Annotated in this window: 12 protein-coding genes; 10 read left to right on the top strand and 2 right to left on the bottom strand. The window is 64.3% G+C overall.

Annotation, left to right across the window (positions count from 1 at the left end):
- Positions 1-5 precede the first annotated feature (5 nt).
- Positions 6-254, bottom strand: coding sequence for a hypothetical protein (locus RVY79_RS15870; protein ID WP_317465409.1), 249 nt, complete (start codon positions 252-254; stop codon positions 6-8).
- A 137-nt stretch (positions 255-391) separates the two neighbouring features.
- Here RVY79_RS15870 and RVY79_RS15865 point away from each other — a divergent pair, with 137 nt between their 5' ends.
- Together RVY79_RS15865 and rapA are read left to right on the top strand one after the other, a co-directional pair.
- The gene (locus RVY79_RS15865) at positions 392-1,195 is read left to right on the top strand and encodes a TlpA disulfide reductase family protein (protein WP_317465408.1); all 804 of its coding nucleotides are present in this window, start codon (positions 392-394) and stop codon (positions 1,193-1,195) included.
- 121 nt (positions 1,196-1,316) lie between these two features.
- Complete coding sequence (rapA, locus tag RVY79_RS15860; protein WP_317465407.1) at positions 1,317-4,274, top strand: RNA polymerase-associated protein RapA; 2,958 nt, start codon at positions 1,317-1,319, stop codon at positions 4,272-4,274.
- A 20-nt stretch (positions 4,275-4,294) separates the two neighbouring features.
- Here the strand turns inward: rapA and RVY79_RS15855 are convergent, their stop codons facing one another.
- The gene (locus RVY79_RS15855) at positions 4,295-5,191 is read right to left on the bottom strand and encodes a TIGR01777 family oxidoreductase (RefSeq protein WP_317465405.1); all 897 of its coding nucleotides are present in this window, start codon (positions 5,189-5,191) and stop codon (positions 4,295-4,297) included.
- A 113-nt stretch (positions 5,192-5,304) separates the two neighbouring features.
- Between RVY79_RS15855 and RVY79_RS15850 the strand changes: the two genes are divergently transcribed.
- The 8 genes from RVY79_RS15850 (at position 5,305) to RVY79_RS15815 (ending at position 12,823) form a co-directional block, all read left to right on the top strand.
- Positions 5,305-5,724: a CbiX/SirB N-terminal domain-containing protein gene (locus tag RVY79_RS15850; protein ID WP_317465403.1), complete on the top strand. Its 420-nt coding sequence runs from the start codon at positions 5,305-5,307 to the stop codon at positions 5,722-5,724.
- Positions 5,725-5,811: 87 nt separating this feature from the next.
- On the top strand, positions 5,812-6,729 hold the full coding sequence (locus RVY79_RS15845; protein ID WP_317465402.1) for a MerR family transcriptional regulator: 918 nt from the start codon (positions 5,812-5,814) through the stop codon (positions 6,727-6,729).
- A gap of 27 nt (positions 6,730-6,756) precedes the next feature.
- Positions 6,757-8,178, top strand: coding sequence for a deoxyribodipyrimidine photo-lyase (phrB, locus tag RVY79_RS15840; RefSeq protein WP_317465400.1), 1,422 nt, complete (start codon positions 6,757-6,759; stop codon positions 8,176-8,178).
- A gap of 24 nt (positions 8,179-8,202) precedes the next feature.
- Complete coding sequence (locus RVY79_RS15835) at positions 8,203-8,649, top strand: nuclear transport factor 2 family protein (protein ID WP_317465399.1); 447 nt, start codon at positions 8,203-8,205, stop codon at positions 8,647-8,649.
- 28 nt (positions 8,650-8,677) lie between these two features.
- The gene (locus RVY79_RS15830; RefSeq protein WP_317465398.1) at positions 8,678-9,469 is read left to right on the top strand and encodes an SDR family NAD(P)-dependent oxidoreductase; all 792 of its coding nucleotides are present in this window, start codon (positions 8,678-8,680) and stop codon (positions 9,467-9,469) included.
- Positions 9,466-10,794, top strand: coding sequence for an NAD(P)/FAD-dependent oxidoreductase (locus RVY79_RS15825; protein WP_317465397.1), 1,329 nt, complete (start codon positions 9,466-9,468; stop codon positions 10,792-10,794). Before RVY79_RS15830 ends, RVY79_RS15825 begins: the two co-directional genes overlap by 4 nt.
- Positions 10,791-11,558 carry a DUF1365 domain-containing protein gene (locus tag RVY79_RS15820; protein WP_317465396.1) on the top strand — a complete coding sequence of 256 codons (768 nt, stop codon included), beginning with the start codon at positions 10,791-10,793 and terminating at the stop codon, positions 11,556-11,558. The genes RVY79_RS15825 and RVY79_RS15820 overlap by 4 nt, the downstream gene beginning before the upstream one ends.
- A complete protein-coding gene (locus tag RVY79_RS15815) occupies positions 11,555-12,823 on the top strand; it encodes a cyclopropane-fatty-acyl-phospholipid synthase family protein (RefSeq protein WP_317465395.1) in 1,269 nt (422 codons plus the stop codon). Before RVY79_RS15820 ends, RVY79_RS15815 begins: the two co-directional genes overlap by 4 nt.
- Positions 12,824-12,826: the final 3 nt, after the last annotated feature.

The following is a 12,826-nucleotide window of genomic DNA, read 5'->3' as shown; positions in this document are numbered from 1 at the left end:
CCCCCTCACTCATCGTCTTCGTGCGCTCGCCTGACCCGCTCGGCCATGGCCCGGCGCTGCTTGTTGCGACGATAGCGGCGCATCAGCGCCACCCAGCATGCAGCGAGAAGCATCAGTGCCAGGGTCACGCCCTGCCAGGGGCGTGCCGCGTCGCCCAGACACGTTTCCAGCGTCATGATCAGGATGAATCCCACGGCCTGACTGGCGATGGCTGCCGCGCGCAAACCATCGATCCCATAGCGCGAACTCACCATGCACTCTCCCCTGTCCGCCTCGCCCTGACGCCTCGCGAGAACTTCAATCTAGCCACCACGCTTTAAAGAGGCGACCCCAAGGGCGTTAGTGTAACGTGTCAGGCATCGCGATTCGTCATCGCCACCATGAGGATCTCATGCCGCCGATCATGCTCGGCCACGTGCCGTTACCATCCGCACCTTTCTACGCCGCCCTCACGGCGCTCGCACTATTGATGCTGGGCGCGTTGTTGCGCCTACCCCGCACACGGCAACGCCAGTGGTTGAGCGGTACGTTGGTGGCGGCGCTGATCGGGGCTCGCCTGATATACGTCGTGCTGCACCCCGAGGCTTATCCCCAGGCGCCACTCGAGGCCGTCACGCTGTGGCAGTCCGGGTATCATCCGCTGGGCGCCTTGCTCGGTGCCGGCGCGTGGACACTATGGCGCTTACGCGATCTTCCCGTGCGCCAGCGACGACTGGCCACCGGCGTGCTCGGGACATGTAGCGCGCTATGGTGGGGGCTGAACGCCTGGCAGCCGCTAGCGGTCGAGCCTCCGCCCACGCACTTGCCGAATCTGACCTTGAACGCACTCGATGGCACCCCGACGCGCCTCGATACGCTGACGTCGGGGCCTCCGCTCATCGTGGTACTGTGGCGCAGCGACTGCCGGGCATGCCGCCGCACGCTGGCGCGGCTTGCCGACCTGAATCGCGACGCTGCCACCGTGGTGACGGTCAACGAAGGCCAGACCCTACTGCAAGCCGCACGCTATCTCGACGCCCGGAATGCCTCCTTCACTCATGACTTGCGCGACCCGCAACAACGCCTGCAGGCCTATTTCGACATGCCCGCACTGCCGCTGACACTACGCCTCGACAGCCACGGCCGGCTACTCGATTATCAGATGGGCGATTTGTCTACGGCGCACCTCATGCGCTGGCTATCGCCCAGGACCTGAAAACGCAATCGCCTGTTAAGCCCTTCGCCGCTTTCCGGTAGAATACCGCGCCCCGCCGTCCTGCATGCTCCCCCGGCAAGACGGCGCGCCACGTACCGTTACATCATCATCCCGAGGCATCATGAGCGAATTCATTCCGGGCCAGCGCTGGGTCAGCGACGGCGAAGCCGAGCTGGGGCTGGGCACGATCCTGAGCTGTGACGTCCGAAGCGTGACCGTTCTCTTTGCCGCCAGCCAGGAAACGCGCACCTATAGCGTTCGCCAGGCGCCGCTGACCCGCGTCGTCTTCGGCGCCGGCGACCGGATCGAAGCCGCCGACGGCCGCACGCTGACCGTCGACGACACCAAGGAAGCCAACGGGCTGCTGGTCTATATCGTCGAAACCGAAAACGGCGAATACGACGAGCTTCCCGAAAGCCGCCTCGCCGACAGCATGCGCTTTCAGCAAGCGCGCGACCGACTGCTTACCGGCCAGGTCGACCGCAACGACTGGTTCGAACTGCGCTACCGCACCCTGCACCACTATCACCGCATCGCCCAGCATCCGGCGCACGGTCTGGCCGGACCACGTGTGGACCTCATCCCGCATCAGCTGTACATCGCCGACGAGGTCTCGCGCCGTCATGCGCCGCGCGTGCTGCTCGCCGACGAGGTGGGCCTGGGCAAGACCATCGAAGCCGGTCTGATCCTGCACCGCCTGCTGCTCACCGGGCGTGTCGAGCGTGCACTGATCCTGGTGCCCGACAGCCTGAGCCATCAATGGCTGGTCGAGATGCTGCGCCGCTTCTCGCTGCATTTCACCCTGCTCGACGAACAGCAGAGCCAGCACAGCGTCGGCAACCCTTTCGAGAGCGCCCAGTTGGTGCTGGCCAGTCAGCAATGGCTATTCGCCAATCCGCACCGTCAAACCCAGGCCCAGGCCTGCGACTGGGACCTGCTGATCGTCGACGAGGCCCATCATCTCGACTGGACGCCCGAATCCAGCGGCCCCGGTTATGCCTGTGTCGAACAGTTGGCGCGCGTCATCGACGGTGTGCTGCTGCTCACCGCCACGCCCGAGCAGATGGGCCAGGCCGGCCACTTCGCACGGCTACGCCTGCTCGACCCCGAGCGCTACACCAGCCTGGATGCCTTCGCCGCCGAAGAAGCGGGCTACGCCAAGGTCGCTGAGGCGGTGGACGCTCTCGAACGCCTGCCCGGCGATGCCGCAGATCGCGACGCCGTGGGCGCCGTCATCGACGACGCGGACAGCCAGGCACTGCTCGAGACGTTGTTCGATCCCGAAAGCGACGAGACGCAGCGCCATAGCGCCCGCCGCCAGCTACGCGAGCAGTTGCTCGACCGCCACGGCACCGGCCGCGTGATGTTTCGCAACAGTCGCCGTCATGTCGCCGGCTTCCCCGAACGCCATTTGCACGTCTCGCGCCTGACCCCGCCCGCCAGCTACCGCCGCGAACTGCGCAAGCTGGACCGCGACATGGACTACCTCGATGACCTGCTGATCGCTACCGGGCTCGATCATCCCGAGGTGCTGCTCTACCCCGACGCCATGTATCGCGCATTGAGCGACGATTCGCCGGGCGATGTTTCGCCGGGCGTCAGTGCGCTCAATACCGAACCCTGGTGGCAGATCGATCCGCGCGTGACCTGGCTCTTGGAACGCTTGACCGAGGTCGGCCGCGACAAGGTGCTGGTCATCGCCCACGACCACACAACCGCCAGCGAACTCAGCGAGGCGCTGCGCGTGCTGGGCGGGTTCCAGGCGCCGGTGTTCCACGAGGGCATGACGCTCATTGAGCGCGACCGGGCCGCTGCGGCCTTTGCCGACGACGAAGACGGCTGCCAGGTACTGGTATGCTCGGAAATCGGCTCCGAGGGGCGCAACTTCCAGTTCTGCCGCCATCTGGTGATGTTCGACCTACCGGCGCATCCCGATCAGCTCGAGCAACGCATCGGCCGCCTCGACCGCATCGGCCAGCAACACGCCATCGAGCTCTACGTGCCGGTGTTCGAAGACAGCCCCGGCGAGCGCCTGCTGCGCTGGTACGACGAGGGCATGCGCGCTTTCAACGCCCCGCATGGCATCGGCAGCGAGCTCTACGATGCCTTCGGCGATACCGTGGCCGACTCCCTGCTCGACAACGCTTCCCTCGAAGAGGTCATCGCGGAAACCCGCGCCTATTTCGAAAGCCGCCTCGCCGCGCACGAAGCCGGCCGCGACCGGCTGCTGGAATGGAACGCTTGCCGCCCGGAACGCGCCCAGGCCGTCACCGAGGCCATCCGCGAGCTAGACGAGGACACGACGCTTCCGCGCTATGTGGATAAGGCGCTGGACGTGTTCGGCGTCGAGAGTCGTGACCTAGGGGGCGATATCCAGCACCTGCTGGCAGGGCCGCACATGCTCGACGGCCTGCCGGGCCTGGTCAAAGGCGAGGAAGGCTTCTCGGCGACGTTCGACCGACAGCGCGCCCTGGCCCGCGACGACGTGCAGCGCCTCTCCTGGGAGCATCCGCTGGTGCGAGAAATGATGGAGCGCATCCTCGACGGCACCCTGGGCAACACGGCGCTGGCACTGCTTCAGCACCCCTCGATTCCCGGCGGGAGACTGATGGCCGAGCTGGTGTTCCGGACCCACTGCCCGGCGCCCAAACACCTAAATGTCGGGCGCTTTTTGCCACCCACGGCGGTGCGATTATTGCTCGACGAGTCGGGCGCCAACCTGACCCAGAAGGTCTCGTTCGGGGGCCTGGCGAAGAACCTCAAGAAGGTCAAGAAGGCCGTCGCGCGCGACCTGATCAAGTCGCGCCATGCACAATTGCGCGAGCTTTTGACCAACGCCGAAGGCGAGGCCGAGAACGAGTTGCCGAGCATTGTCGAGGCCGCACAGACGCGCATGCGCGAGACACTGGACACCGAGCTGGCGCGTCTCAAGGCCTTGGCACGTCACAACCCGGCAGTGCGCGACGCGGAAATCGATGCCCTCACTCACGAGCGCCAGGCGCTGGATACGGCCATCGATGCCACGCGTCTGCGCCTCGACGCAGTGCGCGTGATCGTCACCGTCGATCCGCCCGAGTAAGTCTACGGGAGGCCCACGCGTCAGCGGCCGAGAATCGCCTTCAAGGCGCTGTCCAGCGTCGGATAGTGAAACGTGAACCCCGCCGCCTCCAGGCGCGCGGGGCGCATGCGGGCGCCGGTCAGCAACAAGCGTGACATCTCGCCCAAGGCCAGTCGTAGCAACCCGGCGGGCACCTTCATCAGTGCGGGTCGATGCAGATGATGTGCCAGGGTACGCGTGAAGTCGGCATTAGTGACGGGATGCGGCGCGGAGGCATTGAAAGGCCCTTCGAGGTCATCCCGCTCGAGCAACAGCAGTACGATGCGCACCAAATCCTCGCGATGAACCCACGGCATGTACTGACGCCCGCTCCCCAGGCGGCCGCCCAGCCCCAGCCGAAAAGGCGGAAGCAGCTTGCTCAGCGTGCCGCCACCGGCGTCGAGCACCAGCCCGGTACGCAACAGCGCGACCCTTACGCCCAGCGACTCGGCCGCCCGTGCCGCCGATTCCCACTGCGCGCACAGGCGATGGGCAAACTCGTCGGTAGGTGGGGTCTGTTCGGTGACGTCGCGCTCCCCCTGATCGCCGTAGAAGCCCATGGCCGACCCGGATACCATGGCCCGAGGCGGCGTCTCCAAGCGTTCGCACAGCGTCACCAGCTCGCGCGTGATGTTGAGCCGCGACTCGAGCAATCGCTGCTTCTGCGCCTCGCTCCAGCGCTTGTCGGCAATGGGCTCGCCAGCCAGGTTTACGATTGCCTCGGGGGCGTCGTCGGCAAATGCCATGACCGACTCGCGGATCTCGACATCCTCGGGCAGGACCCTCCGCGCCCGACTGGGCGATCGTGATACCACCTGCAACCGATGGCCGGCCTCGTGTAGGCGTTGACAGAGCAGACGACCGACGAAACCGCTACCGCCGGTGATCAGAATACGCATGATGACTCTCCGAGCATGAGGGGGTGTACGAACACGTATTATACGAATATTGTACAGAGTATGCGGTGTTAGGCAGGCAAGTACATGGCATGCCCTGCCAGATAGCATAGCCGATGCTCACCCGTACGCTGTACGTCATCCACCGGCCAGCCAGGAGAACCTTGATGAGCCACGCCTTGATCCTTCTCGCCCATGGCTCCAGCGATGCGCGCTGGCGCGCGCCCTTCGAGACGCTCGAGCACGACCTGCGCGCGCGCCTCGAAACCCCCGCGGTCATCGCCTACATGGAGCTCAGCGAACCCTCGCTGGAAACTCGAGTTGCCGAGCTCTATGACCAAGGCCATCGACGTCTCGATATCTTGCCGTTGTTCTTTGCCGCCGGGCGCCATCTACGCCAAGACGTCCCGGCCCAGCTCGAGGCATTGCGTACGCAATACCCCCAGGCAGCACTGACACTGCTCGACCCCGTCGGCCAGCATCCCGCCTTCGTCGAAGCATTGGCAGGCATCGTGACGTCCCGCGCGGAAGCGTAAGACGTAATGAAGATTGTACAAAACTCTTGCGACGTACAACTTCATCCCCCATGCTAAAGGTTATACCTACAGGAGGAACCTAAGCGCATGAGTGAACAGGCGATGGATCCGGCCAGTTCGCCACTGTATCCGATCCGCGAGGTCTCACGGCTGACCGGCGTCAACTCCGTGACCTTGCGCGCCTGGGAGCGCCGCTACGGTCTGATCCGTCCGCAGCGCACCCCCAAGGGACACCGCCTCTATGCGCGGGAGGATATACAGCGGGTCGAACGCATCCTGCAATGGCTCAACCGAGGCGTCCCCGTCAGCCAAGTGCATGACCTGCTCGAACAAGCCGAACCCGCCGTCAATGACATCCCGCCGGCGGATATCAGCGACTGGGAAAGCCAGCGCCAGCGACTGCTACAGACCGTCGACGCGCTGGATGGCGACACGCTGGAAGTCCTGTTCAACCGCAGCATGGCGCTCTATCCCGCCAGTTTAAGCGTGGCCGCGCTTTGGCAGCCAGTGATCGATCAACTCGAGGAACGCTGGCACGAACAATTTGGTGCCGAGTTGCAGCGCCGGTTGCTGGAAAGCTTCTTGCGCACACGGGTCGGCATTCGCCTATACCACGCCAACCAAACCACGCCGGGGCCCCGCCTACTATTGCTGCGCCTGCCCGAGGAACGCGACCTGTTGCGCCTCCTGCTCTTGGCGCTGGTCGCGTCCGCCTCAGGATTTCGGGTCGAATGGTTGGATACCGCCCTGCCGTTCAACGAATTACCACTGGCCGCGGAACGCTTTAAAGCCAGCGCCGTACTCATGACCAGCGGATACGCCGAACGCAGCGATCTCATTCGCCGTCAGTTGCCACGCTTGGCGGAGCAGCTCGACATGCCGTTGTGCCTGGTCGGCCCCGTGGCACGCATCCGTGCCACGGAGCTGGAAAACACCCAGGTCGCGTCGCTCGGCGACGAGTTGCCCGCTGCAGTCAGCCGCCTGCATGGGCTGCTGGGACGCTAACCTTTATACCTGCGCCAGGGATTGGCTATGTCCGATGTGCAATTGATGTGGTTCCGCAGCGACTTGCGAACCTTCGATAACCGCGCTCTGCATGCCGCCACCGAACGCGGACCAGTAATCGCCGTTTTCTTGACCAGCCTTGCGCAGTGGCAACGCCACGACCACGGCGCCAACAAGATCGACTTCTGGCTACGCGGCGTAGCAGCGCTGCGCGAGCATCTGGCCGGTCTCAATATCCCCTTGCTGCAGCGACGCATCGCGACCTTCGACGAAGCGCCCGCATTACTGCTCGAACTGGCGCGTGAGCATGGCGCCAGCGCGCTGCACTTCAATCGCGAATATCCCCTCAACGAGCGCCGCCGCGATGCGGCAGTGGAATCTGCCTTCCAGGAAGCTGGGCTGGCGACATGGGGCCATACCGATGCCGTCGCTTACGCCCCCGGCGAGCTGCTCACCGGCAAGGGCGAACCGTATAGCGTGTTCACGCCGTTCGCCAAGGCCTGGCATCGCCAGCTGGCGTCACGCCGCATCGCCTTGGTGGAAGAACCGTCCCCCCAAGCCCAGTTGACCATCGACGCCGACCCGCCGCCCGCGCGCGAACTCGAAACAATGGACGACGCGCCACTCGACCCGAGTCTGTGGCCCGCGGGGCAGGACGAGGCCGGCGACCGGCTCGAGCGCTTCCTGCGCTTTCGCGGCTATCACTACAAGCGTCAGCGCGATTTCCCCAAGCTGCCCGGTACCAGCGAGCTGTCTCCATACCTAGCGCTGGGCATGATCTCGCATCGCCAGTGCCTGCACGCGGTGATGAGCAACAACGAGGGGCAGCTGGCCGACGGCGATGCCGGCCTCACCGCCTGGGCCAACGAATTGATCTGGCGCGAGTTCTATCTGCATATCGCCGCCAGTTTTCCCGACATCAACCGTCACCGCCCTTTCCAGTCGCACACCAAGGCCCTGGTCTGGCGCGACGATGACGCCGGGTTTCAGGCCTGGTGTGAAGGGCGCACCGGCTATCCGCTGGTCGACGCTGCGATGCGCCAGTTGGTCCAGCGTGGCTGGATGCATAACCGCCTGCGCATGGTCGTGGCGATGTTCTTGTCCAAGCATTTGCTGATCGACTGGCGACGTGGTGAAGCCTTCTTCATGCGCCATCTCATCGACGGCGACTTCGCCTCCAACAATGGTGGCTGGCAGTGGGCCGCCTCCACCGGCACCGATGCCGCACCCTATTTTCGCATCTTCAACCCGACCACCCAGGCGGAACGCTTCGATCCGGAGGGCCGCTTCATCGCGGAATACCTACCCGAGCTAGCTGAGTTGCCCCTCAAGTCACGCTTTTTCCCCAACGCGACGCAACGCCGGCAAACCGGCTACGCCGAGCCCATCGTCGACCACAAGGCTGCACGCCAACGCGCGCTTGACGCCTTCAAGTCACTGACGAAGTAACAGCCCCCCTTTTCGGAGGACAGCATGTGCCAGGACCCTGCCTTGGAGACATTTTGTCATGCCTTCAAAAAGCTGGACAAAACATGTACAAAAGACCTCGAAAACCTCTACACTGAAGATGTGTCGTTCACGGACCCGTTACACCATATCGAGGGACGCAACGCGTTACTGCACTACTATGCCGAGATGCTCGACAACGTCACCGAGTGCCGCTTCGACACCGGCCACTGCCAGCGTGAGGGTGATGACGCCTGCGTCGATTGGGTCATGTATCTTACGCACCCCCGGCTTGCCAGCGGGCACGGAGTCGAGGTCGCAGGGTGTTCACGGCTGACGTTCCGCGGCGAGAGAATCTGTCGGCAACGCGATTACTTCGATGCCGGCGCGATGCTTTATGAGCACCTGCCCATATTCGGCGCGCTGATCCGTTGGCTCAAGCGGCGCATGCGTCCGACGTCACCATCGCACTAGTCAGTGTGCATCACTTGGAGGAGAGCTCATGACCACATCAGCGGCCCCTCAGCGCATCTGGTTGACCGGCGCCACATCGGGCATCGGCGAGGCACTTGCCATGCGGTTTCTGCGGGAAGGCCACCGGGTCGCGCTGACTGCACGCCGACGCGATGCCCTGGAGGCGTTGGCGGCCCCCTTTGAGAATGCCCTGGTGGTCCCCGCCGACCTGACTGATCGCACCTCGGTCACCGCCGCCGGGGAATACATAGAAGCTGTCTTCGGGGGCCTTGAACTGGCCCTGCTCAACGCTGGAACCTGCGAATACGTAGACGCGCGCAACTTCGATGTCGATCTCATCGAGCGCGTGCTGGCCACCAACCTTCACGGCACGCTATACGCCATCGATGCGGCACTACCGCTACTGCGCCGCGCTCGCCATGGCACACAGCGCCCCCAGTTGGCGGCTGTTTCCAGTGCTTCGGCGTACTTTCCGTTGCCGCGCGCCGAGGCTTACGGCGCGTCCAAAGCCGCGATCAGCTACTTCCTCGCCTCCCTGAGACTCGATCTGGCAGCGGAAGGCATCGATGTCAGCGTCATACACCCCGGATTCGTGCGCACGCCGCTAACCGAGCGCAATGACTTCCCCATGCCCATGCGCGTCGAGGTCGATACCGCCGTCGAGGCCATCCTGCGCGGCCTGGAGAAACGTGCACTCGACATTCACTTCCCGCGTCGCTTCACCTTGCTGGTCAAACTGGCGGGTATCCTGCCGCCCACGCTACGTCATCGCCTGGGACGCCGCCTGACCCGCAACGCCGCCGAAGAGGATCGCTCATGAACGTGCCCACCTCGCGCATCGCGGTGGTCGGTGGCGGCATTGCCGGCATGGCCTGCGCCCATTACCTCTCGCAACGCCACGAGGTGACGCTGTTCGAGGCCAACGAGCACCTGGGCGGCCACACCGCGACCGTGGATGTCGAACTGGACGGACACCGGCATGCCATCGATACCGGCTTCATCGTCTTCAACGATCGTACCTATCCGCACTTTCAGCGCCTGCTGGCGCAGTTGGGCGTGGCCGCGCAAGCCACCGAGATGGGCTTCTCGGTGCATGCCACGCACGAGGACTTCGAATACAACGGCCATACCCTCGATACGCTGTTCGCCCAGCGCCGCAATCTACTGCGTCCCGGCTTTCACGGCATGCTGCGCGATATCCTGCGCTTCAACCGCCATGCGGTACGCGATCTATCACACGGCACCTTGCCGGAGAACATGACGCTGGGCGAGTACTTGACCCAGGGCGGTTACAGCGAGACTTTCCGACGCCGCTACCTGCTGCCCATGGGCGCTGCCATCTGGTCCGCCAGCGAGCGCGACATGGCGAATTTCCCGCTGACGTCCTTCGTGCATTTCTTTCATCATCATGGGCTGCTGTCGGTGAACGATCGCCCTCAGTGGTACACGCTAGTGGGCGGTGCACGACGCTATATAGCCCCGCTGACGGCCGCTTACGCCCAGCGCATCCGCCTGGCCTGCCCGGTGCTGGGTATCGAGCGCGATGCAACGGGCGTGACACTGACCACACCCCAGGGAAAGGAACGTTTCGATCAGGTGGTGCTCGCCTGCCACAGCGACCAGGCCCTGGCGATGCTGGCCGCGCCAAGCCAAGCCGAGCGCGAGATCCTCGACGCCCTGCCGTATCAGGACAACGACGTGGTGCTGCATACCGATACTCGTCTGCTGCCACGTCGGCGCCGCGCCTGGGCGAGCTGGAACTATCGCATCGACGGTAGGAAGGACAACGCGCGTGTCTCGGTAACCTACGACATGAACCGTCTACAGCATCTGCCCGGTGAAACGCGTTTCTGCGTGACGCTCAACGACAGCGAGGCCATTTCCCCCGAGTGCATGCTGCGGCGTTTCGTCTATCGTCACCCCTGCTTCACGCTGGCAGGCGCCGCCGCTCAGCAGCGCCATGCGGAAATCTCCGGCACGCAACACCGCACGCATTTCTGCGGCGCGTACTGGCGCCACGGTTTCCACGAAGACGGTGTATGGAGCGCGCTACGCGTGGCCCGCGCACTGGGCTGCGACGAACCCGATGCGCTGCAAGGGCGTCTCCCGTCATCCTCCGCCGTGGCGGAAGGAGCTCCGGCATGAGCGCCCTCTTGCATAGCCGAGTAGCCCGGGGCGAGCTGCGCCATCGGCGATTCACACCGCGCGCGCATCACTTCACCTACCGCGTGTGGATGGCCTGGATCGACCTGGACGAACTCCCCGAGCTCTTCGATGCGCTGCCGGGCTTTAGTGCACGACGTGCCGCGCTGGCGCGTTTTCGCCGCGAGGATTATCTGGGGCCTACGCATCTCCCGCTCAAGGCGGCGGTCCATCAGCGTTTGCGCCATGAGCTGGGCGAAGCGGTGCCCGAGGGTCCCGTTCGCATGCTGACCCAGCTGCGCCTGTGTGGCGTGCTCTTCAATCCCATCACGCTGTATTACGCCTACGACCACGACGAACGCCTGTGCGCCATCCTCGGCGAGGTCACCAACACGCCGTGGCGGGAACGCCACGTCTATGCCTATCTGGTGACGCCGACACGCCATACCCATGCCGCCCATTTCAACAAGGCACTGCATGTCTCGCCGTTCAACCCTATGGACATGCGCTATCGCTGGCGCTTCAACACGCCGGACGAGCACCTGCTGATGCACATGGAGGCATGGCGCGAGGACACGCGACATTTCGACGCCACGCTGAGCCTACATTTCGCGCCGGCGGGGCGGCGCGCGTGGCTTGCCGCCCTGGCGCGAGCCCCTTGGATGAGTCTCAAGACGCTGGCCGGCATTCATTTCGAGGCATTGCGCCTGTGGCTAAAGCGCGTGCCGCTCTTTTCACATTCTCGTGGCGAGGAGACACGCCCGTGACGACGACCCGTTCCGCCACCAAGACACCTGCCAGCACGCTCGACACGCGCGTGGCACGTTGGCTCAAGCCACGCCTGCTGCGCCAGCTATCGACCCTCGAGGGCGGCGTACTGATCGTCGAGGAAGCCGGAGGCACGCATCGCCTCGGCCGAGGTGGCCCCCTCACGGTACGCCTGCGGATACATCACGACCGAGTCTGGCGGCGCATCGCGCTGGGTGGCAGCGTCGCGGCCGGGGAAACCTACATGGACGGTGACTGGCACTGTGACGACCTGGTCGCGCTAATTCGCTTGCTCGCGCGCAACCTGGAGCACGTCAACGAGCGCCTGGAGAAGGGCCCCGCACGGCTGGCGCACGGCGTGCTCAGCGCGCTTCAGGCCTTGCAACGCAATACCACTGGTCGTGCCCGGCGTCATGTTGCCGCGCATTACGACCTCGGCAATGCCCTCTTCGAGACATTCCTCGATCGCGAGCACTGGCTTTACTCCAGCGCCATCTTTCCACGCTCCGACGCCAGCCTGGAAGACGCCTCAACATACAAGCTGGAGCTCATTCTCGACAAGCTGGACATCGGCCCCGAACATCACCTGCTGGAGATTGGCACCGGTTGGGGCGGGCTGGCACTGTACGCGGCGCGCACCCGAGGCTGCCACGTCACCACCACGACCATTTCCGAGGAGCAGTACGCGCATACCGCACAACGCATCCGCGAAGCCGGTCTCGAGGATCGTATCACCCTGCTCAAGCGCGATTATCGCGATCTCGAAGGGCGCTATGATCGCCTTGTCTCGGTGGAAATGATCGAGGCAGTGGGACATCAGTACCTGGCCACTTATCTAGCCACCGTCGACCGCTTACTCGACGACGACGGCCTGGCGCTGATTCAGGCCATCACCATTCGCGATCAACGCTATGAAGCAGCCAAGCGCGAGGTCGACTTCATCAAGCGCTACATTTTTCCTGGCGGTTTCCTGCCTTCCCACCAGGCGATGCTGGAAAGTATCGCGCGGCGCACGCAACTCAATGTACTCGCCCTGGACGAGATCGGGGCCCATTATGCGCGCACGCTTTGCGAGTGGCGCCAGCGCTTCGAGGCCCGCCTCGAGCACATTCGAGCGCTTGGCTATGACGAACGCTTCATCCGCATGTGGCGTTATTACCTGTGCTACTGCGAAGGTGGCTTCCGCGAGCGCACCATCGGCACCTCACAGTGGCTGCTGGCCAAACCCGGCAATCGGCGCGCGCCGCTTACCGGAGCGCCTTGATCC

Source organism: Chromohalobacter sp. HP20-39 (assembly GCF_033052815.1).
Taxonomy (GTDB): Bacteria; Pseudomonadota; Gammaproteobacteria; order Pseudomonadales; family Halomonadaceae; genus Chromohalobacter.
The sequence above is the reverse complement of the archived record's forward strand: the minus strand, read 5'-3'. Positions and strand labels throughout refer to the sequence as shown.

Coding starts and splice junctions, on each gene's coding strand:
- RVY79_RS15865 (WP_317465408.1), top strand. CDS start 392: ATGCCGCCGATCATGCTCGGCCACGTGCCGTTACCATCCGCACCTTTC.
- phrB (WP_317465400.1), top strand. CDS start 6,757: ATGTCCGATGTGCAATTGATGTGGTTCCGCAGCGACTTGCGAACCTTC.
- RVY79_RS15830 (WP_317465398.1), top strand. CDS start 8,678: ATGACCACATCAGCGGCCCCTCAGCGCATCTGGTTGACCGGCGCCACA.
- RVY79_RS15850 (WP_317465403.1), top strand. CDS start 5,305: ATGCTCACCCGTACGCTGTACGTCATCCACCGGCCAGCCAGGAGAACC.
- RVY79_RS15820 (WP_317465396.1), top strand. CDS start 10,791: ATGAGCGCCCTCTTGCATAGCCGAGTAGCCCGGGGCGAGCTGCGCCAT.
- RVY79_RS15845 (WP_317465402.1), top strand. CDS start 5,812: ATGAGTGAACAGGCGATGGATCCGGCCAGTTCGCCACTGTATCCGATC.
- RVY79_RS15825 (WP_317465397.1), top strand. CDS start 9,466: ATGAACGTGCCCACCTCGCGCATCGCGGTGGTCGGTGGCGGCATTGCC.
- rapA (WP_317465407.1), top strand. CDS start 1,317: ATGAGCGAATTCATTCCGGGCCAGCGCTGGGTCAGCGACGGCGAAGCC.
- RVY79_RS15870 (WP_317465409.1), bottom strand. CDS start 254: ATGGTGAGTTCGCGCTATGGGATCGATGGTTTGCGCGCGGCAGCCATC.
- RVY79_RS15835 (WP_317465399.1), top strand. CDS start 8,203: ATGTGCCAGGACCCTGCCTTGGAGACATTTTGTCATGCCTTCAAAAAG.
- RVY79_RS15855 (WP_317465405.1), bottom strand. CDS start 5,191: ATGCGTATTCTGATCACCGGCGGTAGCGGTTTCGTCGGTCGTCTGCTC.